We start from the raw sequence: 22809 nt of genomic DNA on the forward strand, positions 1-22809 counted from the left end.
CAAGGTATCGCCTCCATGGTTTAATGGGTTTAGAATTTATTTTGCACTTATGCAACTTATATGTGCTTTGCAAATAAAATTTGTTATAGTCATAAATGATCATTTGTGCATGGCTATTTGAAACAAGGGAGAGAAAGAGAATAATGAAAAATTGGAACCGTACGTTGGGTGTTGCTTGCATGGCAGTCATGATGCTGATTGTTAGTGCTTGCGGCTCTACTAACTCGGATAGTGACAATGGAAAAATAAAAGTTACAGCGACGACAGGCATGATTGCAGATGCGGTTAAAAACGTCGGTGGCGAACATGTAGAGGTTACGGGTCTGATGGGACCAGGTGTAGACCCACACTTATATAAAGCTTCGCAGGGCGACATCAGAAAACTGGATCAAGCGGATATCATTTTTTATAACGGAATTTACCTTGAAGGAAAGATGGGGGATATTTTAGTAAAAATGGCGAGTGATAAACCTGTGATTGCGATCGCAGAAAATGTTGGGGATAGTCAGTTATTAGAAACAGTCGATGGAGCTTACGACCCTCATATTTGGTTTGATGTCCAACTGTGGATGACTGCTGTTGAAAGCGTTCGCGATGGGTTGATTAAACAGGATCCGGAACATAAAGAAGATTACGAAGCACAAGCAACGGCGTATCTTAAAAAGCTCGAAGATCTGGATCAATACGTAACAGAGCAGATTTCCACCATCCCAGAAGATCAGCTCGTTATGGTTACTGCACACGATGCGTTCACTTACTTTGGCGAGGCGTATGGGATGGAAGTCGTAGGCTTGCAAGGAATTAGCACAGCTTCTGAATATGGATTAAAAGACGTACAGAAGATCGTAGATTTATTAGTTGACCGTGAAATTAAAGCTGTTTTTATTGAATCGAGTGTTCCCAAACGATCCATCGAAGCGGTTGTTGAAGGTGCTAAAGCCAAAGGTCATGAGGTTACCATTGGTGGTGAACTCTTCTCTGATGCTATGGGTGAAGAAGGAACAGAAGAAGGGACATATCTTGGGATGGTACGTCACAACGTGGATACCCTAGTAGAAGCTTTGAAGTAGAAAGGAAGACTTACCATGAGTGAAACAAACATACATCCGGTATCGGTACGGCAGCTCTCTGTTGCCTATCACAAAAAGCCGGTATTACGAGATATTGGTTATGATGCTCCTGAAGGAGAATTAATTGGGATCATTGGTCCAAATGGGGCCGGTAAATCTACATTTATTAAAGCTGTGTTAGGACTTTTGCCTCTAGCTAGTGGGAGTGTTTCCTTCTATGGGAAGTCTTATGATGAGCAGCGCCATCTAGTTGGGTATGTTCCCCAACGGGAGTCTGTAGACTGGGATTTTCCCACTGATGTACTTGATGTTGTTATGATGGGGCGGTATGGAAACCTGGGATGGTTTCGCCGACCAAAAAAGAAAGATCGCGAAATTGCGATGGAATGCCTTAAGAAAGTGGGCATCGACGCTCTTGCTAAGCGGCAAATTTCGCAGTTGTCAGGTGGACAACAACAACGGGTTTTCTTAGCCCGTGCATTAGCACAAGATGCAAAGATTTACTTTATGGATGAACCATTTGTGGGTGTGGATGCAGCTACGGAAAAAGCGATTATTCAGGTTCTTAGTGAGCTGAAGGCACAGAAAAAGACGGTTTTGGTTGTTCATCACGATCTGCAAACGGTTCCTGAGTATTTTGATTCCGTTTTACTTCTTAACATGCGTCTGGTTGCGTGCGGCCCCACCAAAGAGGTTTTCACACCGGAAAATCTCCAAAAAACGTATGGGGGTCGACTCACATTTATTCCAGGAGCAGAAGAGTTGGCTATAGTAGGTGATCGCAAATGATGTCGATCTTTATGGACCCTAATGCATGGTGGGTTCTCTCGGGAACAACCCTACTAGGGCTTTGTAGTGGAGTCCTCGGTAGTTTCGCTTTTTTGCGTAAGCGAGGGCTTATGGGCGATGTCCTCGCTCATGCTGCACTACCTGGAATCTGCCTAGCCTTCATGCTGATCGGATCTAAGAATTCGTTTGCCTTTCTCTTAGGAGCCATCTTTACCGGTGTACTAGGGTCTCTTTGTATTCAATGGATTACCCGTTATTCTCGCATCAAAGAAGATACTGCCTTGGGACTGGTGCTGTCTGTCTTCTTTGGTTTTGGAATTGTACTTCTAACGCAAATTCAACATAGTAATGATGGCAATCAATCTGGTCTGGATAAATTCTTATTCGGACAATCGGCTTCCATGGTTCCCAGCGATGTTACTATGATGAGTATTATCTCTGTGGTCTTGCTTATGCTCTGCTTTCTGTTTTTTAAGGAGTTGAAACTTCTTTGCTTTGATGCCCAATTTGGGCAGAGCATCGGTTTCTCATTGAGAGGACTGGACTTTCTATTAATGTTGTTTCTAGTGATTGCTGTTGTCATTGGCTTGCAAGTTGCCGGTGTTGTTTTGATGGCGGCTATGCTTATCACTCCTGCTGCCGCTGCTCGTTACTGGACAGAAAAACTCCACTTGATGGTGATCATTTCGGCAGTCATGGGTGCTTTATCTGGCGTATTGGGAACATGGATCAGTGCTTTGGGTTACAATTTGTCTACCGGTCCCCTGATCGTTATGGCTGCGACCACGATGTTTATCGTTTCCATGATTTTTGCACCTAAGAGAGGGTTGTTGGCTAAATGGATTCACCATTTGCGTACACGAAAACAAGTGGCACACAATCAAATGTTGGAACAACTCTTCCTGCTTTCATTGGAAACGAAAAGCCTCTCGCTTTCGCTCTCGGACATTCCTAAAACGAAGCGTCCGTCGAATAGTCAGTTTAAGGAACTCGAAAAAGAAGAACTCCTTACCTTCTCTTCTTCTGAACAGACTGTCCAGCTGAGTGAAGAAGGTTTTCACATGGCATACGAAGTTGTCTTAAAAAAACGTATGTTTGAAATGTGGTTAATGCATGAAAGCGATCTTGAAGGAGAATATCCAGTACGAGAAAAGATCTCACAATCGTATATCCCCGATGAAATCAAACAACGTTTGCATCAATTGCTTGTTCAACATCAATATGAACCACAGTGGCATCCACAGCTACAAGAGAGGAGGGCAACCTCATGAGTGATTTTTGGATTATCCTCACTGGCGGTCTCGTCGCTGCTGCTTGTGGCATGCTAGGCTGTTTTCTCATCCTGCGTCGTATGGCGATGATTGGAGACGCGATCAGCCATGCCATCCTGCCTGGAATCGTGCTTGCTTTTCTTTTCAGTGGAAGTCGAGATCCTTTGCCGATGTTGATCGGGGCTGCTATTTTTGGTCTTTTGTGCACCATTATAATTCAGATGTTACGTGGGCAAGGTGTTCAATCGGACGCTGCAATCAGTGTTAGCTTTACATCCTTGTTTGCCATTGGAATTATTTTAGTCTCTTTGTTCTCACGTCAAGTAGATCTCGATCTGGATTGTGTTCTTTATGGAGAGATCGCTTATGTTCCTTGGGACACATGGCAACTATTTGGTTTAGATTTAGGACCAGTGGCCGTTTGGGGAATTGGGGCTGCCTTCCTCTTTAGTTTAGGGTTGATTCTCTTGTTCTATAAGCAGTTTAAACTTTGTGCTTTTGATCCTGCTCTCGCGGCAACATTGGGCATCCCGGTTATGCTTTTTCACTATTTACTTATGGGCATGGTTTCTGTTACTACGGTCGCTTCTTTTGAAAGTGTAGGTGCAATCTTAGTTGTGGCTATGCTGATCGTTCCATCGGCTACTGCCTACTTACTGACGGATCGTCTGTCTGTTATGCTTTGGCTTAGTGTCATTATTGGCTTCATAAGTTCAGCTGGTGGTTACTTTATGGCACAACAAATAGATGCCTCTATTGCGGGTTGTATGACTTCGATGGCTGCAGTGCTGTTTGTGATTGCGTTTTTGTTCTCACCTAAACATGGGGTTCTCACCCGCTGGTGGATGCAAAGACAGTTACGAAATCAATTAGAAACAGAGAATGCTAACGGATGATGCAAAACAAAACGGTTACTCCTCCATGCAAGGAGGAGTAACCGTTTTTTCTCATACAAATTTCTCTTTAGTTAACTTATTTCTCCCTCTCCTAATCCACGCGGGCCTCTAGCCCCACGTGGCCCACGTGGTCCACGTGAGCCTGTTGGACCCGTTGGACCGGTTGCTCCTGTCACACCTTGACTGCCAATGCTTACGGCATACGCATCAATAATTCCACCAAATACGGATTGGAAAGCCCCCGGTGTAATTGGAAAATCGGTTGAGAACGTAAACCCGGTTGCAAAAATGCGGTTTTGCCTTCCGACTGCTACCCCTCTCCCGGTATCAGCTAAGCTTCCCCCGAAGTAGGTTGAGTATAAAATACCTGTTCCAGCAAAGCTGACGAGCGTAAAGAACGCATCGGATAGTCCTCGCAGATTACGTTGAACGGCATCTGAGGTAATAGGAAAGTCGTTCGATGTGGTGGTACCCACTATCCAAGCATTGTTAAACGGGTCCAATGCGATTGCATTCCCAAAATCTCTCACATTTCCTCCCAAATAGGTTGAATAGACAATGTTGTTTCCTTGTGGAGTGAACTTTGTCACATATGCCTTATTAAGCGCAGGACTCAGCTGTGTTTGAAAGGCACCATTTGATGTAGGGAAGTCAGTTGAGCCCGTTTGACCGGTTACATAAGCAGAGCCAAATGCATCGATGGTAAGAGCTAACCCTTCTTCCAGACTATCTCTACTCTCTCCACCTAGGTAGGTAGAGTAAATTAAGGATGATCCCTCATCATTCAACTTGGTAACAAAAGCTTTTTCTAACCCCCTAAAAACCGTTTGAAAGGCACCTGCTGTGATAGGGAAATTAGTAGAATTTGTGCATCCAGTGACAAAAGCTTGATTATTGGTATCAATTGCAATTCCCCTACCTTGATCTTCGTTATCCCCTCCGAGATAAGTTGAATAAACGAGTGATGTACCTGCCGGGCTCACTTTGGATACAAATGCATTTGCTTCTCCTTGTGGGAGAGTCTGAAAGGCACCTGCTGTGATGGGGAAATTAGCGGAAGAAGTAATACCGGTGAGATAAGCGGCTGCAGAGGCATCAAGTGCAATACTAAAACCTAGATCTTCATCGCGTCCTCCTAGGAACGTAGAGTAAACGAGAGATGAGCCATCAGGGGTAAGTTTCGTCACAAACGCATCCCCTATGCCTCCTCCATAGATGGATTGAATCGCATTCTTTATGGGGAAGTTGGTGGAGCATGTTAAACCGGTTATATATGCATTTTCTTCCATATCAATTGCCACATCCCCGCCTTGATCGGTATCTGATCCGCCGATGTAAGTAGAATAAAGAAGGGACATCCCATCGACACTCATTTTTGTTACAAATACATCGCTTTCTCCCTCGAGGTTGGTCTGAAAAGCACCTGTTGTAATAGGGAAGTTTGTTGACTGAGTTGCTCCTACCACATAAGCATGCTGGTTGCCATCTACGGAGATACCTAAACCAAGATCATCATCATTCCCACCTAGGTAGGTAGAATAAAGGACGACCAATGGATCGATGACGAGCGGTAAGCTTTGATCGTAATCTTCTAAAATCTCAAATCCAATGGTTCCATCATCTCTTAGCTCAAATCGAGTCGGAATCTCTTGTTGCTCTTGAAAACTAACCGGTTGTTTTTCAATGAGGAGGCAGGAGGGTGTTTGGATCCACAATTCCCCTGAATTCGATAAGATCAATTGATCATTGCCCTCATAAGTTAACTGAACCTTCTTGGGATCTGTTCCAGGGTGTACGATAAATTCGTATTTAAATCCATCTGTATGGTGGCGAAAGACGGCATCTACACCTGTCCATAAGCCAAAATAATGGGCGCTTCCTTTCTCTTTTCCCATCTGGATTCTGACATCAGCTTGCGGATGACAAAAAGATAGCTTCACTTTGTAACTTGTTAATAGTAAGCCATCTTTCTGGTAATTCAAGTGAAAGGGGCCTCTACAGGGAAGAGGCTCTATGTTACTCATACCGATGATAGAATTATGCACAACCGTCTCACTTCCTTTTAAGCGTTCTAAATAATCGCTGTATGGGATATATGCTATGTCATCAAATCAACTTTTGTTTAGGCAGAACACAAAACTTGTCCAATTTTTTTGTGATTGACAAACATTCTCTCCCTATAATATCATGTGTTTAAACGGTTAAACATATGATATTATAGGAGGAACCAATGATGAAACAGACTGCTTTAATTACAGGTGCTTCAAGTGGAATAGGGGAAGAGCTGGCTAAGGTGTTTGCAAGGAATAATCATGATCTTATCTTGGTTGCGCGTAGAGAAGATCGTTTAGCAAAGTTAGCACAAGAATTACAGCAGCAATATGGTGTGCAAGCAGAGGTTTTAGCTGAGGACCTTGGGGATGAAGGGGCACCAGTTCGCATTTATGAACAGATGAAGCAGAGTGGAAAGCAAGTGGATATTTTAGTTAACAATGCCGGCTTTGGTTCATTTGGTTCGTTTGTGGAGCAGGATTTAGAGAGCGAATTAAACATGGTAGATGTTAATGTAAAAGCATTAGTAGCATTAACCAGACTCTTCCTTCCTGATATGGTGGAAAGGGGATATGGAGGGATTCTTCACACAGCCTCGGTGGTGGGTCTTTTACCAGGGGGACCACTAATGTCCATCTATTACGCTACAAAATCATTTGTTGTTTCGTTTACACAAGCGCTAGCTAATGAATTAGAGGGGACGGGAGTAAAGGTAAGTGCTCTTTGCCCAGGCCCCACGAAGACTGGTTTTCCAGAACGGGCAAGTTGGGATGCTTCTAAAGTGATGAAATCAGCAATGACCGCGTCACAAGTAGCACAGATTGGTTATGATGGTTTTCAAAATGGGAAGATATTAACGGTTCCTGGGTTTTCGAATCGACTCATTATCCGTTTAGGACAAATGTTACCGCGTAAAGTAGTGACAAAGGTAGTTCGTCGATCTCAAGATGCGCGCTCATAGTATGTGCTTACCAGTAGATGTTTTTTGTGAAAACGATTAAAATAGAAAGGATCGAATGGTTTTATATTGAAAGGTCATGTTCGTGGAGGAAATGTCATGGAGCAAATGAAGATGGAATCCTTTTGCAACTGTACACCGATCTTTCATGCGTTGGGTGATCCTGCTCGTCAACGAATTATTCTCATGTTGGTGGATAAAGAAAGATTAAGTGTAAATGAAATTGCAGAACAGTCGACTTTGTCGCGCCCAGCCATCTCTCATCATCTTAAAGTACTACGTGAAGCAGGTTTGGTTCATATCGAGCAAAAAGGAACACAACGCTTCTATTCACTAAGTATGGAAGATGCGATTGGTAAGCTCAAAGCGCTGGTACAAGCAGTGGAGCACGCGTGCGAAAAATAAGGATATGAAAATATTTTACATAAAAGGACCTACCCGGTAGATCGGTAGGTCCTTTTATGTAAAACTAAGGTTTCTTCACTTCAAGAATGATACTCTCCATGAGTGGTTGACTCTCTATTTCGTAGGGAGCATGGGTATTGGCATTTAAGGTGACGGCTATTGTGTGTCTACCAGGAGATAATGATGGAATATGATACCAGGAACTATACAAACGAGCTACTTTTTTTCCATCAATATAAAGATGTGCGTGCCCAGTTCCTTGTTGGTGCTGTTTACCTGCATGTTCAGGGGTGAATGTGAAATGGGTGGTTTTCAAATTAAGATTCCAACCTGAAATGGGATCGGGCGTAATGGTGAGCTGGAGCGTAGGAGCGTTCTCCTTACTTATCTCGATGGGCTTTTGTGCACTCATTTGATGATGGGAAGATGACATGTCGTCTTGAGAGTGATGTGTTGAACTTGTTTGATTTGCTGGATGGGCATGTAACTCTTGATCTTTCGGGGTTATCCAATCTGCTCCCCAGTTAAAGGTGTAGTAAATGAGTACACCTATAACCATATAGCCGATGGTGCTTCGTTCTTTTTTAAGCAGTGGGAACAGCTCACTCCCGGTGATGTAAAGAAGTAATCCGGCGGCAAAGAGGAGGGAAGCGGAAGTAAAAGTCGAATTCATAGAGAATATAAACCCTAGACTGTAACCGCTCAATGTCCCTAAGAAAGTGATAAATGCTAATATAAGAGTAAAGACGAATGCTTGCCTTCTCGCTTGTCTCCATGCGACGATAAGGGTAGAAATGACGGCTCCTTCAGGTATCTTGTGTAATATCAAAGCAAACGCGAGGGTGATGCCGATCGTAGCTGTAGCTAAAAAACCTACGCCAATCGCAAAACCTTCAAAGAAGGCATGAACAGATAACCCTATCATGGTGATCCATATTACTTTTTTGCTGCTCTCGTTTTGATGTCGAGCAATAATCACATGAAGTGCTAGAGCGACTAGAAAACCGATGACAATCCAAGGAGCCATCTGGGGAGAACTTGGTAAAGCATGAGCGAGCAAACCGCTGACGATCACGGTAAGGAGAAGACCAACTCCCAGTGAGAGTAGGTTTTGTAAGTGATGAGGTTTTGTTGGTCTTCTCCACCAAATCCAAATGCTCCCTATTATATAGCCTATCCCTGTTAATAGGGCAAAGAATAGTAAGGACATTTCACTTCTCCCCTTTCTCTTTTTTATGTATGATAAGTGATCACGATTTAACACAGGTTCATTTGAAGTTCAATTCTTTGACACAGATAAATCTTGATCATACAGAGGGTTTTGGTTACATTAGTACATAGATATAGAATGTGTATTGATGTTATAACATCACAGATGTGGGGGCGATCACGTTGTTGCCAGAGGAACGACAGAGGCGCATACGTGAATGGGTATTAGATCAGGGAGATGTAAAGATCAGTGACCTTAGTGCGAAGTTGCATGTGTCCGAAATGACGATTCACCGTGATCTGAAGCCGTTATTAGCGGAAGGGATTGTGAAGAAAACATACGGTGGAGTAATGTCTACGGTTAAGGAAGTACAGCACAGTGCGGCGCCTCATCAATGCGTCTATTGCCAGCGTCAGTGTAATCCGCGCCTAGCATGTCGCATTATTCGTTTAAATGGGAATGTGGAGATAGCCTGTTGTGGACATTGTGGATTTTTACAACTTCAGCGGGTGAAAGATGTGGATCAATTATTAGTGCAAGATTTTTTGCTCAATACAACGTTTAGCGCTAAGCACGGTTGGTTTGTGATGGAGTCCAGCTTTAATGTTCATTGTTGTCAACCACAATTATTACCGTTTGAACAGCAAGAGGTTGCAGAGAAGTTTGTCAAAGGTTTTGGTGGACTGGTATTATCGTATAAAGAAGCATTAGATGTACTAATAGAAAAGATGAATCATGCAACATGTTTTAGTAAACGAACTACTGATGGAGAAGGGGAATAGGGATCATGAATCGTAAACGTTGGATATTGAGTGCGGTAACAGGATTGGCGTTAATCGTTGGCCTTACGGCGTGTGGAAACGCAGAAGAAGAGAAGAAAGATAGTGCTGGAGAGCATGCAGAACATGGTGGTAGTGAAGAGGGAACGGAAGAAGGTGAGCATGGCGAGAAAGGAACGGATGGTGAAAAAGGGAATGCTGATAAAGACAGTTCCAAGGAAGAAGATAAGAGTGACGAGGGAAGCAGTACAGAAGATAAAACAAAAGAAGGCTTAGCAGTCGCATTTACTGTAGATCCTGAAGTAATCAAAAAAGGGGAAGCAGCGATGATGATCGCTAATGTTCAATATAAGGATAAACCTGTAACGAAAGCAGATAAAGTAGAATTTGAAGTATGGAAAGAGAGTGAAGGTAAAGAGAAAAGTGAAAAAATACCCGCCCAACATACCGATGGGGGGATGTATATGGCATCCAAAGAATTTACGAAAACAGGAAAGTACAATATCATTTATCACGTAACTGCCGAAGGTAGTCACAGTATGAAACAAGTTTCTGTAGAAGTGAAGTAAATAGGAGAACAAAAATCAGGAAGGGACCTCCCTTCCTGATTTTTGTTCTCCTATTAATGTTGTTTGACTGTAGACTTCATAATAGAGACTGGTTTGTAAGACAAACTCAAGAGGAGATATTTAATACAAACAGTATAAATTCATAAATAAAGTAGCAGGAAAAATGTTTGCTAGCAAGATTAAGATAGTGTAGAGTGAGGGAATCTAAAATTTAAATAGGTGGAGGGAGATCGCAAACTTTAATAATCTAAACAAGTTTGCGTTGCAAACAATCCATTTGGGAGAAGTAATGTCCTCAACATTTTTTTCTCTATGTTATGATAATAAAAATTGAGCAGCTGATACTTATAGGAATTGGAGAGAGAACGATGCGATACTTAACTGCAGGCGAATCACACGGTCCACAGTTGACGATGATTATTGAAGGATTACCAAGTCACATGCCATTTGCTAAAGAAAAAGTAAATGCACAACTCAAACGAAGACAAGGAGGATATGGACGAGGTAGACGCATGCAGATTGAAACGGATGAGATCCAGATCATGTCTGGGGTACGTTTTGGTGAGACCACAGGTGCACCTGTGGCACTTACTATTGAAAATAAGGATTGGACTCATTGGCAAAAAGTCATGGGGCCTGATCCGCAAGTTGAAATGGCGGACAAGCGACGCATTTCACGTCCTCGACCTGGTCATGCCGATTTAACGGGGGCGATCAAATACGGGCATCGCGACATGCGTGATGTATTAGAGCGTTCAAGTGCGCGCGAGACAGCAGCTCGGGTTGCAGTGGGTGCGGTTGCACGTCTGTTACTAGAAGAATGTGGTGTTCATATTGCTGCCCATGTGATTCGTATTGGGCGCGTCGAAGCAGCACAGTTAGAGATCGACTCGTTACAGCAGATTCAAAAAATAACGGAGGCTTCTCCTGTTCGATGCTTAGATGATGTAGCGGAAAAAGAGATGATGATACAGATTGATGAAGCCAAGCAAGCTGGTGATTCGGTTGGCGGAATTGTAGAAGTGCTGGTAGAAGGGGTTCCTGTTGGGCTAGGAAGTCACGTTCATTGGGATCGCAAATTGGATGCTCGCATCGCACAAGCGATTATGAGTATTCAAGCGTTTAAAGGGGTCGAATTTGGGATAGGATTTGAGGCGGCGAAGCGTCCAGGATCACAAGTACATGATGAGATTTTGTGGACTGAGCAAAAAGGGTTTTATCGCAAAACAAACCGTGCCGGAGGGTTTGAGGGAGGAATGACGACTGGGGAAGCACTTGTTATTCGAGGGGTGATGAAGCCAATTCCTACGCTATATAAGCCTCTTGCCAGTGTGGATATAGATAGTAAGGAAGCCTTTTCTGCTAGTATTGAGCGATCGGATAGTTGTGCGGTTCCTGCTGCAAGTGTAGTAGCGGAGCATGTTGTAGCGTGGGAGATTGCACAAGCACTATTGGAAAAGTTCCCACATGATACGATGGAAGAATTAAAGGATAGCATTGCTTCCTATCGAGAAAAGGCGAGGATCTATTAAATGATTACAGTGGCAGTTACGGCGGGAGAACACTCCTACCCAATTCATATTGGTGAGTATTTACACCATCGTTTGCCTGAACTTTTGATGCGAAAAGGGTTAGATACGAGTCGTAAGTTGTTTCTTGTAAGCGATAGTGAAGTAGCTCCGCTATATTTAAACTCTTTAAGGCAACACTTACAGCAGGAAGGGTTTCATGTAGGTGTAAACGTTGTCCCTGCGGGGGAGAGCAGTAAATCGCTCCATGTGTGGGAACAGCTTCTTTCTTGCTTTATCGAGTTTGGTTTGGATCGTCAAAGTGTAGTGTTGGCACTCGGTGGGGGAATGGTAGGCGACTTAGCAGGATTTGCTGCTGCTAGCTACATGCGAGGTATTTCCTTTGTACAACTACCGACAACGATCTTAGCTCATGATAGTAGTGTAGGAGGAAAGGTAGGGGTTAATCATGCGCAGGGTAAAAATCTGATTGGGGCATTTCATCAACCAGAGATGGTGGTATACGATACTGTTACACTTCATAGCTTGCCGCAACGACAAGTAAGATCCGGATATGCGGAAGTACTAAAACATGCATTTATATGGGATGCTTCTTTCTATGAATGGTTACACACCCATACTCATGCATTAATACAGATGGAGACAGCTCCTTTACAAGAAGCGTTGTTTAGGGGTTGTTCTGTAAAAGCAGAGATCGTCGCAAGTGACGAGCGTGAACAAAACGTACGAGCGATACTCAATTATGGCCATACAATTGGCCATGCTGTTGAAAGTTATTCCCATTACAACCTTACTCATGGTGAAGCAGTCGCTATTGGGATGGTAGGGGCTGCTATGTTAGCAGAAGAGTTGGCGGTAGGTGAAAGTATTGTTGCAGAGACAGAAGCGCTCCTGAGGGCCTTCTCATTGCCTATACGTATACCTGGTGAGTGGGAGTTGGATGCACTGTTGTCATTATTAAAACATGATAAGAAACGAAAACATGATAAATACGTCTTTATTCTGCCACGCTCGATTGGACAGGTGGAGATTAGGGAAGGAATTAGTGAGGAAGCAGTTATGGCTACTCTGAAACGATTGCAGTACACCTCATGACTCAGATGTAGTTTGTGCAACTTTTCTCCCTTTCGTCTCGTCTAAAGGGTATAAGGGAAGCGGAGGGATGAAACATGAAACGATTACTTCTTAGTTTTATTGGAACTACACTTTTGCTAGCTGGATGTGGAACGGGTACATCACTACCTTCAGCTGGAGAAGGGGGGGACGGGTCAACTCCACCACCGGTAGAGGAAAGTGAACAGGCGACAGAGAACAAAAAGAAGGACACAAATAATCAAGATCACACAACTGCTGAAGAGGAAAATAAAGGGGAAATCAGGATGAATGGAACGATAACAAACATCGTGAAGAGAGCATCGGATAAAAATTATACTTCCCCTAATCAAGAACAGCAACCAGGCAAAGGGGGAATGCCTCCACGTGATGAATGGAATAAACCGCCACAAAAGCCGGATAAGAAATCGGTATTTTATATCTTGACGCTTAAGCTAGATGACAAGAAGCAAGGTGAACAGTTTACTGTGTTCGTTGCAGAAGGGACAGAGATTCTTACAGCGGATGGCCGTAAGAGCTCGCTCTCTAAATTAGCGACCGGCATGCGTGTAGAGGTTCAAATTACGGGACCGATCGCCGAAAGCAGTCCACCCAAAGGGACTGCGAGTAAGGTTGTGTTATTATCTGATAAGTAGATATGGTCTTCTAATTGGAACCCTATCTAGGGTTCCTCATAATTTGCAATGAAGGGGTATGATGAGACTTGAAAGCAAAACAACGCATTCAAGATTTACCTGTATATCAGCCAGGAAAGCCTCTAGAAGAAGTGAAGCGGGAATTAGGATTGGAGGAAGTGATTAAACTAGCCTCCAATGAAAATCCACATGGCGCATCCCCAACTGTATGGCCTTCGTTAGCAGCAGAAGGAAAGCAGTTATCATTGTATCCAGAGGGGACTGCCCCTCTGCTGAGAGCTGACTTAGCCGCCTTTTATGGATTACCTGAAAACTCTTTTTTATTAGGGAATGGCTCGGACGAGATTGTACAGATGATATCTCGCTCTTATCTTGAACAAGGGGATGAAGTAGTAATGGCGGATGTTACCTTCCCCCGCTATAAGACACATGCTTTGATTGAAGGAGCACATGCAATCGAAGTCCCTTTAAAAGAGGGTACACATGATCTAGAGGGGATGTTAGCAGCGATTACTGAACGTACCCGTATCATATGGATCTGCAACCCTAATAACCCAACAGGTACGATGGTTGGTCATAATGATCTGATTTCCTTCTTGAAAAAAGTTCCTGATCACATCCTTGTGGTGGCAGATGAGGCTTACTTTGAGTATGTGACAGATGAAACGTACCCTGATTCGCTGTCCTTATTTTCACTATTTCCTTCCTTTATCGTCTTGCGAACTTTTTCGAAAATTTATGGTTTAGCGGCAATTCGAGCGGGATACGCGATAGCGCACCCAGACATCATTCAAACTTTGCATCGAGTACGCGAGCCGTTTAATAGTAATCGCTTAGCACAACAAGCTGCTAGAGTGGCACTACAAGATCAAGAATTTGTTCGCTTTTGTCGGGCGGAAAATGAGTATGGCCGTACTCTTATTATGTCTGCACAAGAAGAGTGGGGGCTGCACGCTTTCCCTGCACACGGTAATTTTGTGATGATGGATACTGGAGAAAATGCTAACTTAGCCTATGAATTTTTATTAAAACATGGCATTATTGTCCGTCCGGGAACTTTATTGGGCTATCCTACTTATATTCGGGTTACGGTGGGAACAAGAGAACAGACAGAGCACTTTTTAAATGTGTTTGCACACTATATTTCTCATCGATAAAATAAAAAGAAAAAACAAAGAAAACTATTGACGATATAACTGAATTGTCATATAATAATCTCACACTATGATTTCTCTCCACTCCTATCCTTTGGAACTGTCGGTGCTTTTCCAGCACAGGCAGTTCTTTTTTTGTGTATTTCATAATACTTGTCTAATAGGGGGAGGGATAACAGATGTATGGTAACGCGAAGTCCTACATCATCGAAATGGGAATCGTAATCGTACTTATCTTACTAATAAGCCAGTGGTTCATTCCATTTTTGATCTGGTTGTGGTTTTCAAGTAGCGACTTCGCCGCAACGATGTTGGAATGGTTTACACTCGTTACAGGGGTATGTACTTACTTAATCTATCTTGGGCTTGGTTCGTCTGCTAAACAGCTTTATCGCTTAAGCACAGGCCAAGCACTGTTTCTTTTTTGTAGTTTTCATTTTCCTGTACTATTACCTAACATTACACCATTCTCTTTTTTTTCTGATGCATGGTGTACCCTCATCGGGGAGTGGCCCAAATTATTTTATCCTCATATCTCAACAACAGAGCCTCCACTAGCCTTTCTTATTGCCAGTCTGCTATTCTTGAGCGGTCGCACGTTTAAACTTAAAGAAGAAGACACAGCAAAACCCCACCAAAGAAAAAAGATACAACAGCAGAACGTTTTTAAATAGACTTGTTTGCATCTCAAACCATAACGTTTATTTATATGCCCTTTAACCTAAAATAGTAGATAGTAAGTACTGAGGTTATAAGGGGGTTTTCTATATGGACATAGCACGTCTTCTCACCTTTGCGGATATTGAACAGCTAAACAAAATTGCAAGCACTTATGAATGTAACGTTAATCCTCACTCCAAAAGAGATCTCATTCAATCCCTCCTCTTCCGAATAGGAGACCCTACTTTTCCAGAAAGAGAATGGTCTACCATCTCATTTGCAGAAAGACGATTTTTGCAATTGCTTTACTTTGATACCCGTCGTCATTATTCATTAGAGGATCTAATAGGAAAAGGACGAATCGCCCTACGTGATCTAGACGGATCGCCGCGTGCGCTAGTAGCTGTTTCACTGCGCAAAGGATGGCTGTTTCCTGGAACTACAGCACGAAATCGATATCTCTACCACCCGGCGCGTGATCTTATTGCGCGAATGCTTCATTCTTTTTTATGGAACGGTTCCGATCAACATGAAATGATAACACCTAACGTATACCGATCGGAAGAATCACTATTGGAAAAAGATCTTCTGCTCTTTTTACGTTCCATGCAAGAATCTACACTCCCTCTATCTGCTGAGGGAGCGATTCATCGTCACTATCAGAAAAGTATTTTACAGTCCATGTCCGTTACGGAACAATTATTGCAATCCCCTCGTTTCCGCTTTGGGTTTGGTAGTCGTTATCATTTATATCCCGATCGCTTTTCATTTATTTACGAATACGCTTTATACAAAGGCTACATTCAAGAGCTTGCCCAAAAAGAAGTGGGTCTAACTTCAGACGGATACACCCGTTCGCTTGCCGGGGAAGGTGGGGAAGACTTTGAATTGCTCTCTTTTTGGATACGTCTTTATCGCGGACCCATCCCTCATCTGTCGCTAATCCTACGCTGGATCGACTATGCATCTTACCAGCGTTGGGTTCCCCTTCACCAGTTAAAGAAAATTAGTGAAGATTGGTTAGACGCATATTATTACTTGAGTGTAGAAGGTTTGTGGGAAAAAATAATAGAGATGCTCCTTCATCTGGGTGTCATTTGGTGGGGGGAAAGTGGAGAAGAGGCAGTCATTTGCGTTTCTCCGAGTGGGCATGAACGAATAACAGCCTTATGTGGAAAAGACTCTAATCATACGAATAAAAATTAAGAATAAGGCTGAAGTAAATCTTACTTGAGAAGGAAAAAGAATAACACCCATCGAATAATGAAGTTAATAACAATATGTTAAGTAATTGTGATTAACCAGAGTAGCCATCTTGACGCCGCCCTTCACAATACCTTGGTTATGAAGGGGAGATCTACATGCAAGGACGGATTACTTCTTTTGAGAAAAAAGAGTTCATTTACTGGTTCCTCAATAAATTTGAGTTACAGCGAAGAGAAGCTGCATGGCTTCTCACCTATGTAGCATCTAATGCAACGTTATTGGATCATGTTCATTTTGTCGACAACACCGAAAGCTTATCTAAGTCTATTTGTATCGCTTCACGCTGTTCCAATAATCGCCCGTTTATCTTTACGAAAAATCGACGTACGAGTGATGATGTGGAAACAGCTTTTTACGATTTGCGCGCTTACTCTGAAGAAGAGTTATATATTTGTCTCTCCTTTAAAGGGAATAGTATCAGTCCCGAATATGCCGCCGTATTGGAGGCGAATCCGATGGACCGACAAAATCTGACGCAAAATTATGCTTTTAGTTTGCTAGCTGAGATCATTCTTGATGAAGTGAGTAAAGAGTATCGCAAACGTACCCTATACGATGAGATTGATCGTGCCTTGGCGGAGAGAAATAAGGAGAAGTTTTTACAATTAAGCGAAGAGTGGCGTCTTCTGCTAGAAACTTAAATCCAAATAGGATATAATGCTCGACGAGGGTCGGGTATTTTTTATTTTTGCAAAGGGGCAACCAGATGAAATTAGCCAATGTCAATAATGAAGAATGGAACACATTTGCACCTTATGTCGATACGATCTTGCTACCGGTTGCGCGACTTGGTTTTCATGAGAAAGAACTACATTCAAGTGAACAAGTGATAGAAGAGATTGCTGGTGAGGTTGAACAAGAACTACAAGGCAGACTGCTATTGATGCCAACTATCTCATATGGGAAAGATCTTTCTACTTTACAGCTGTATATACGAAGCATCGTAGAGGAATGGAAAAGTTCTTCATTTTATCACATTGTGATACTGGCCGCTGAAACGGTTCTCCATGAACTTAGTTTCTCAACTGTAGACAAACCATATCAGATCACACTCATCCCTGTTAAAATAACGGATGGAGCCAAAGATATGAATATTGAAGAAGAAGCTTCAAGTGTGTGTGAAAAGCTGATCCTGACGTGGTCAAATGAATGAGAGTAACTTTTGAGGGAAAAGTAATTGTGACGTGTTTCTCTACGCTTCTTGACACGGTATAATCCGGTTCGCTATCATTGATATGTCCTAGTAATACTTTGATACGGTTCCGGTCCATATAATGTTTAACCCGCATAAGGGAGGTCGGATGGTACGTGAGCACTAATAAGAAACGACGTTTGTCTCGTCGTCAGTTTCTCATTAACACATTGGCGGGATCTGGAGCCTTTATGGGAGCCGGGATGTTGTATCCCATGGTCCGATTCGCTATCGATCCGATTCTACAAAAGGAAACGCAATCTTCTTTTGTAGAGGTTGGAGCAGTTGAGGAATTTGGCAAAGAACCAATCGCAATTCAATTTTTTGTTGAGCAAAAAGATGGTTGGTATCAAAAAGAAGGCGGGACCAAGATGACAGCATGGGTCATGAAGCAAGATGATGGTAAGTTTCTCGCTTTATCTCCCATCTGTAAACATCTCGGCTGTACAGTGAAATGGGAAGGTAGTCCTGAATTTAAAGATGAATTCTACTGCCCTTGCCATGGTGGTCGCTATACAGACACTGGAATCAACATTCCAGGTACACCTCCTCTAGCCCCACTCGACAAATACAAGACAGAAGTGAAAAATGGAAAGCTATTTTTAGGTTCTATTGTTCCACAAGAAGGAGGGGCATAAGATGCTACAAAAGGTCTATGACTGGATCGATGAGCGAATCGATATTACCCCCCTATGGCGGGATGTAGCAGATCACGAAGTTCCTGAACACGTGAATCCTGCACATCACTTTTCCGCTTTTATTTATTGCTTTGGGGGACTTACTTTTTTCATCGTCGTCATCCAAATCTTGTCCGGAATCTTCTTGTCGATGTACTATGTTCCGGATATTGAAAATGCCCATGCTAGTGTAAATTTCTTACAGAACGAGATTGCTTTTGGACAAATCGTTCGTGGCATGCATCACTGGGGAGCCAGTGTGGCGATCGTAATGCTCACTCTTCACACTTTGCGCGTCTTTTTTACTGGGTCGTACAAACATCCGCGCGAGTTCAACTGGGTAGTTGGGGTATTAATCCTATTCGTAATGATTGGACTCGGGTTTACGGGATATTTACTTCCGTGGGACAACAAAGCGTACTTTGCAACTAAAGTAGGGGTAGAAATTGCGGCTAGCGTACCATTCATCGGTCCGTATATCGCAAGCTTCTTGCAAGGGGGCAGCATCGTTGGTGCACAAACCATCGCTCGTTTCTTTGCATTGCATGTCTTCTTCTTACCTGCAGGGTTGTTCGCTTTATTGGGTGCACACTTTGTATTGATCCGCAGACAAGGAATCTCGGGGCCATTATAAGCCTCAATTGATGCGCAAAGGGGGGAATTGACTTGGCACATAACAATGATAAGAACAAACAAATCCACTACGTTGGCGATTCTCGCGTTCCTGTGAGAAGTGAAGAAGAAAAGATGGTCCCCTTGGACTATGATGAATTTCCGGGAAAAACCGAAGCCTTCCTTCCTGATTTCTTACTTAAAGAATGGATGGTAGGGGTTGTATTTTTCGCCGGTTTTATGGCACTGGTTATGGCTCACGAACCACCTCTAGGTGAGATTGCAGATCCTACCAACACAAGTTTCCTCCCGGTACCAGACTGGTATTTCTTATTTCTATATGAACTGCTTAAATTCACATGGGCATCCGGTCCATATACGGTGATTGGGATACTTGTGATTCCAGGTGTTATGTTTGGTGCACTGCTCTTAGCCCCTTGGCTTGATGCAAGTAAAGAAAGACGTCCTTTTAAACGTCCGATCACAACAAGCTTAATGGTACTTACACTCATCGGGGTTGTGCTTTTAACTTGGTTCTCAGATGCGGAACATAGGGAGATGCTAGCAGCACAGGGTGGTTATCAGCAAGAAGTAGGTGAAAAACTTCCGGCTGTATCAGCTACTGATCATCCAGGTTATGAAATCTACAAAGAGAATGCCTGTATCCAATGTCACGGTGAACAATTGGAAGGCGTGAATGGTCCATCCCTTATCGACGTAGGGAACCGTTATTCGGAAGAAGAACTACTTGATATTACAAATAACGGAAAAGGGACAATGCCGCAAGGGATGTTCCAAGGATCTGAAGAAGAAAAAGCACTGATGATAGAATGGCTTGAGATGCAAAAGGTTCCTGGTAGTAAAGATGCAGGAAGCGAGAAGAAAGGTCATTAATAACCTTACTAGCATCGGTCTAAAAAAAGGTGATCCACTCTTGTGGGATCACCTTTTTTTATCGGGGAGGAGAGAAACATGTTACTAACATCATCTTGGCGTAACCTTTTACAACTATTAGAACAGCGCTGGTTTATATGGAGTCTGTTTCTGATCAATCTACTGGGTTCCATATACGGGTTCTACTGGTACAAAGCACAGTTGATTGCAACAGATTCATGGTTAAACTTATTTGTACCAGATAGTCCGACAGCTTCACTGGCGTTTACCTTTGTTCTACTCCTATTCGCTTTGGGCAAACGCAACCCACTACTGGAAGCGTTTGCTGCTGTTACACTATTTAAATACGGGATTTGGGCAGTTTTGATCATTATCCTTGGAACTGCGATGGGCTCAGGCTCTTTCTTTTCCAATCTACATTGGACAGATTGGATGTTATCTTTTTCTCACCTAGGAATGGCGCTACAAGCCCTTTTATATGTACGCTTGTATACATTCCGCTGGTCTCATCTAGTATGGGTTGGGTGTTGGACACTTCTGAATGACCTGCTGGATTATGGGTGGAATATTCATCCTTGGTTACCTTCCGTTCTTTATTCCCATATTCCTTTTATTGCCACTCTCACTACTCTGCTCAGTGTGATCTCACTGATGATCTTTGCCACGTTTCACCTATATTTTAAGAAAAGCCGTTCATTCTCTTCTCTAGTAAAATAGATCGACTGAATCGGACATTACCTGCATAACGTAGGCATATAAGGTTTGTCCGAGGAGGGAGATTTATGAGAGTGTGGAGAGTGTGGAGCATCTTTTTTTGCATCCTCATTATTTTAGCTATAACCGAACCGATCGATAAAACAACTGCCGCACCTACATCATGGACAAAACAGACTGCCAAAATAGAAGCATTTGTTCAAGATAAAAAATGGAAAGCGGCACGTAACGAAATTCGAAAACTAGCAGATTCCTTTGCTCAAGCAGATTTTACCGACTATTCGATCTCAGTAGAGGCGGTTCATGTATTATCTGAGTCGATTATCCGAACGGATCAAGCATTGAGTCAAGTAAAGCTTAATCCGCGATCAGTCCAATGGGAGGCAAATCGCCTTCATTTGGCATTTGATGCACTCGAACACGATCATCAACCACAATGGCACCAAATGTACGAAATAATGGAAAAGGATATACAGGAGATTAAAGCTGGAATCAAAGCTAATCAATCCGACGTTGTGGAGTCTAAAATAGGACAACTTCGACATCACTACGAATGGATTTACCCTGCCTTAGTCATTGATCGTAGTCAAACGACGGTGAAAAAGATAGATTCTTTAATGATTTATTTAGATAAACAGGTGAAGGAAGGAAATATGGAAAACCTCATGCCAGCGGTTGAGCACTTTCAAGGTTTGCTATATCCCTTATACTATGGACCGGAAAGTGATGTAAGTGCATGGGTACAAGAGGAAGAGAGTATCAATACCCTGGTTATCATTTGGCTGGGGGGAATGATCGTACTTGTACTCGCTTATGCTAGTTGGGTGATGCTACGAGAGGAGAAAAGACGCCAAGAAAGGGTACCGAGGGGACAAGTGTAAAAAAGATTGATTATCGAAGAGTAGTTTAACGATTCCAGGTTACGCTCAAGCTGTCGAGAAAGTCTCGACAGCTATTCCTATTAGTTTTGTTCAAAGAGTATGACATCTGTGAGCTAATAGTATATAATAAAGTGCAGCTAATTAGTTCGAGGGGGAATTGAACTATGACGTCAGAAAGCCGTGTTCTCACGCAAAAACAGATAGCAGAGTCATTTTCCAATGGTGATTTTGAGCCTTCTTTTCCATGTCTAGCAAAAACCATTGAATGGAATATCGTTGGTGACAAAACCATAGAAGGTAAAGAAGCTGTAATAGAAGAATGCAAGCAAACTTCAGATTATTTCAAAACTATAACCACTAATTTTACTACACTAAATGTCATTTCCGAAAAAAATCGCGTTGCCGTAAATGGAACAGCTGAATTTATTCGCGATGGCCAACGATTATCTTTTGTGTCAGCTTGTGATGTGTATACGTTTAATGATAAACATGAACTGCAAAGAATTGATTCCTATTGTATTAAATGAGACACTACCCTTGTCTGGTGAGTAAGAATAAGAAGAGCCCTGCGGCAACTGCCGCAGGGCTCTTCTTATTCTTACTATGTTCGTTCAAAGGAAAATCCTTCCCCGAGTACATCTTTTACATCATGGACTACAACAAACGCTTGAGCATCCACACCATTGATCAGTTGTTTTAAACGGGGGAGCTCATTGCGGCTCACGACCACATAGAGAACCTCTTTATCCATTCCTGTATAGCCGCCACGTCCTTTGAGAAGGGTAATACCCCGATCCATTTCCACTGTGATTTTATTAGAAATAGCGACAGCAGAGTTAGAAATAATCGTAACTGCTTTTGAGGAACTCATCCCTTCAATCACAAGGTCAACTACACGTGATCCAATAAAGACAGCCACCATGGTATACATCGTTTTTTCGCGTCCAATTTCAAAGGCATTAATCGCAATAACACAGGAGTCAAATAAGAACATGGTTTTCCCAATGCTCCAGTCGTGATACTTGTTCATGAGACGCGCAATAATGTCTACGCCGCCCGTAGTGGCCCCTACACGGAAGATCAATCCCAAACCAGCACCCACACACACGCCTGTATACAGAGCTGCAAGGAGAAGGTCATCACTTAATTTACCTAGATCAGAAAAGTTTTTTGTAACCTCCAGGTTAACAGAGACCATGGCAATCCCAATGATGGTATAGATAAAAGTACGTTTCCCCAATACTTTGTAACCAATAAAGAGTAGGGGGATGTTAAGCAATAGGATAACAATCCCAGGTGAGAACCCAAATACATAATATAAAAAGATGGCCAGTCCAGTAAAACCGCCTTCTGCTAATCCATTCGTCAAGGCAAAGTTATTAATTCCGATGGAAAAAATCAAGGATCCGATGACTATAAAAAACATATCATAGGCTATTTTTTTCCAGTTTTGTAGTTTCATCGTAGGTGTCGCCCCCTTTTT

Annotated in this window: 25 protein-coding genes; 22 read left to right on the top strand and 3 right to left on the bottom strand. The window is 42.7% G+C overall.

The window, feature by feature from the left end; genetic code table 11:
- Nucleotides 1–143 precede the first annotated feature (143 nt).
- Genes NXZ84_RS05270 through NXZ84_RS05285 form a run of 4 tightly spaced genes read left to right on the top strand, consistent with a single transcriptional unit; the run spans nt 144 to nt 4026 of the window.
- Nucleotides 144–1070, top strand: coding sequence for a metal ABC transporter solute-binding protein, Zn/Mn family (locus tag NXZ84_RS05270; protein WP_396654008.1), 927 nt, complete (start codon nt 144–146; stop codon nt 1068–1070).
- 15 nt (nt 1071–1085) lie between these two features.
- The gene (locus NXZ84_RS05275) at nt 1086–1859 is read left to right on the top strand and encodes a metal ABC transporter ATP-binding protein (RefSeq protein WP_309495594.1); all 774 of its coding nucleotides are present in this window, start codon (nt 1086–1088) and stop codon (nt 1857–1859) included.
- The gene (locus NXZ84_RS05280; RefSeq protein ID WP_258839218.1) at nt 1859–3130 is read left to right on the top strand and encodes a metal ABC transporter permease; all 1272 of its coding nucleotides are present in this window, start codon (nt 1859–1861) and stop codon (nt 3128–3130) included. The genes NXZ84_RS05275 and NXZ84_RS05280 overlap by 1 nt, the downstream gene beginning before the upstream one ends.
- The gene (locus NXZ84_RS05285; protein ID WP_258839219.1) at nt 3127–4026 is read left to right on the top strand and encodes a metal ABC transporter permease; all 900 of its coding nucleotides are present in this window, start codon (nt 3127–3129) and stop codon (nt 4024–4026) included. The genes NXZ84_RS05280 and NXZ84_RS05285 overlap by 4 nt, the downstream gene beginning before the upstream one ends.
- A gap of 71 nt (nt 4027–4097) precedes the next feature.
- On the opposite strand, the gene NXZ84_RS05290 is transcribed toward NXZ84_RS05285, so the two are convergent.
- A complete protein-coding gene (locus NXZ84_RS05290) occupies nt 4098–6008 on the bottom strand; it encodes an SBBP repeat-containing protein (protein ID WP_309495597.1) in 1911 nt (636 codons plus the stop codon).
- Nucleotides 6009–6259: 251 nt separating this feature from the next.
- Here NXZ84_RS05290 and NXZ84_RS05295 point away from each other — a divergent pair, with 251 nt between their 5' ends.
- Both NXZ84_RS05295 and NXZ84_RS05300 read left to right on the top strand, forming a co-directional pair.
- Nucleotides 6260–7039, top strand: coding sequence for an SDR family NAD(P)-dependent oxidoreductase (locus NXZ84_RS05295; protein ID WP_258839220.1), 780 nt, complete (start codon nt 6260–6262; stop codon nt 7037–7039).
- Nucleotides 7040–7135: 96 nt separating this feature from the next.
- Nucleotides 7136–7441: an ArsR/SmtB family transcription factor gene (locus NXZ84_RS05300; protein ID WP_258839221.1), complete on the top strand. Its 306-nt coding sequence runs from the start codon at nt 7136–7138 to the stop codon at nt 7439–7441.
- A gap of 64 nt (nt 7442–7505) precedes the next feature.
- Here the strand turns inward: NXZ84_RS05300 and NXZ84_RS05305 are convergent, their stop codons facing one another.
- Entirely contained in the window at nt 7506–8651 is a 1146-nt protein-coding gene (locus NXZ84_RS05305; RefSeq protein ID WP_258839222.1) for a ZIP family metal transporter, read from the bottom strand.
- Between the two features lie 167 nt (nt 8652–8818).
- Here NXZ84_RS05305 and NXZ84_RS05310 point away from each other — a divergent pair, with 167 nt between their 5' ends.
- The 16 genes from NXZ84_RS05310 to NXZ84_RS05385 all read left to right on the top strand — a co-directional run bounded on the left by NXZ84_RS05310 (nt 8819) and on the right by NXZ84_RS05385 (nt 21853).
- A complete protein-coding gene (locus tag NXZ84_RS05310) occupies nt 8819–9433 on the top strand; it encodes a DeoR family transcriptional regulator (RefSeq protein WP_258839223.1) in 615 nt (204 codons plus the stop codon).
- A gap of 5 nt (nt 9434–9438) precedes the next feature.
- Nucleotides 9439–9999, top strand: a complete 561-nt coding sequence (locus tag NXZ84_RS05315; RefSeq protein ID WP_258839224.1) for a FixH family protein — start codon at nt 9439–9441, stop codon at nt 9997–9999.
- 368 nt (nt 10000–10367) lie between these two features.
- A complete protein-coding gene (gene aroC / locus NXZ84_RS05320; RefSeq protein WP_258840345.1) occupies nt 10368–11531 on the top strand; it encodes a chorismate synthase in 1164 nt (387 codons plus the stop codon).
- Nucleotides 11532–12623 (top strand): 3-dehydroquinate synthase, encoded by a 1092-nt coding sequence (gene aroB, locus NXZ84_RS05325; RefSeq protein ID WP_258839225.1) that lies wholly within the window; start codon nt 11532–11534, stop codon nt 12621–12623.
- A gap of 74 nt (nt 12624–12697) precedes the next feature.
- Nucleotides 12698–13276, top strand: a complete 579-nt coding sequence (locus tag NXZ84_RS05330) for a YobA family protein (protein WP_258839226.1) — start codon at nt 12698–12700, stop codon at nt 13274–13276.
- Between the two features lie 68 nt (nt 13277–13344).
- Complete coding sequence (gene hisC, locus NXZ84_RS05335; protein ID WP_258839227.1) at nt 13345–14433, top strand: histidinol-phosphate transaminase; 1089 nt, start codon at nt 13345–13347, stop codon at nt 14431–14433.
- Nucleotides 14434–14609: 176 nt separating this feature from the next.
- The gene (locus tag NXZ84_RS05340; RefSeq protein ID WP_258839228.1) at nt 14610–15104 is read left to right on the top strand and encodes a hypothetical protein; all 495 of its coding nucleotides are present in this window, start codon (nt 14610–14612) and stop codon (nt 15102–15104) included.
- 94 nt (nt 15105–15198) lie between these two features.
- Complete coding sequence (locus tag NXZ84_RS05345) at nt 15199–16296, top strand: hypothetical protein (RefSeq protein WP_258839229.1); 1098 nt, start codon at nt 15199–15201, stop codon at nt 16294–16296.
- 155 nt (nt 16297–16451) lie between these two features.
- The gene (locus NXZ84_RS05350) at nt 16452–16997 is read left to right on the top strand and encodes a YpiB family protein (RefSeq protein WP_258839230.1); all 546 of its coding nucleotides are present in this window, start codon (nt 16452–16454) and stop codon (nt 16995–16997) included.
- A 65-nt stretch (nt 16998–17062) separates the two neighbouring features.
- Entirely contained in the window at nt 17063–17509 is a 447-nt protein-coding gene (locus tag NXZ84_RS05355) for a YpiF family protein (protein WP_258839231.1), read from the top strand.
- Between the two features lie 155 nt (nt 17510–17664).
- The gene (locus NXZ84_RS05360; RefSeq protein ID WP_258839232.1) at nt 17665–18186 is read left to right on the top strand and encodes a Rieske (2Fe-2S) protein; all 522 of its coding nucleotides are present in this window, start codon (nt 17665–17667) and stop codon (nt 18184–18186) included.
- A gap of 1 nt (nt 18187) precedes the next feature.
- On the top strand, nt 18188–18859 hold the full coding sequence (qcrB, locus tag NXZ84_RS05365) for a menaquinol-cytochrome c reductase cytochrome b subunit (protein WP_258839233.1): 672 nt from the start codon (nt 18188–18190) through the stop codon (nt 18857–18859).
- A 32-nt stretch (nt 18860–18891) separates the two neighbouring features.
- Entirely contained in the window at nt 18892–19731 is an 840-nt protein-coding gene (locus NXZ84_RS05370; RefSeq protein ID WP_258839234.1) for a menaquinol-cytochrome c reductase cytochrome b/c subunit, read from the top strand.
- A gap of 78 nt (nt 19732–19809) precedes the next feature.
- Nucleotides 19810–20448, top strand: coding sequence for a DUF1405 domain-containing protein (locus NXZ84_RS05375; RefSeq protein ID WP_258839235.1), 639 nt, complete (start codon nt 19810–19812; stop codon nt 20446–20448).
- A 65-nt stretch (nt 20449–20513) separates the two neighbouring features.
- Complete coding sequence (locus NXZ84_RS05380; RefSeq protein WP_258839236.1) at nt 20514–21326, top strand: sporulation protein YpjB; 813 nt, start codon at nt 20514–20516, stop codon at nt 21324–21326.
- 164 nt (nt 21327–21490) lie between these two features.
- Entirely contained in the window at nt 21491–21853 is a 363-nt protein-coding gene (locus NXZ84_RS05385; RefSeq protein ID WP_258839237.1) for a nuclear transport factor 2 family protein, read from the top strand.
- A 74-nt stretch (nt 21854–21927) separates the two neighbouring features.
- On the opposite strand, the gene NXZ84_RS05390 is transcribed toward NXZ84_RS05385, so the two are convergent.
- Nucleotides 21928–22788: a YitT family protein gene (locus NXZ84_RS05390; RefSeq protein ID WP_258840346.1), complete on the bottom strand. Its 861-nt coding sequence runs from the start codon at nt 22786–22788 to the stop codon at nt 21928–21930.
- Nucleotides 22789–22809 lie beyond the last annotated feature (21 nt).

This window comes from Mechercharimyces sp. CAU 1602 (genome assembly GCF_024753565.1).
Taxonomy (GTDB): Bacteria; Bacillota; Bacilli; order Thermoactinomycetales; family JANTPT01; genus Mechercharimyces.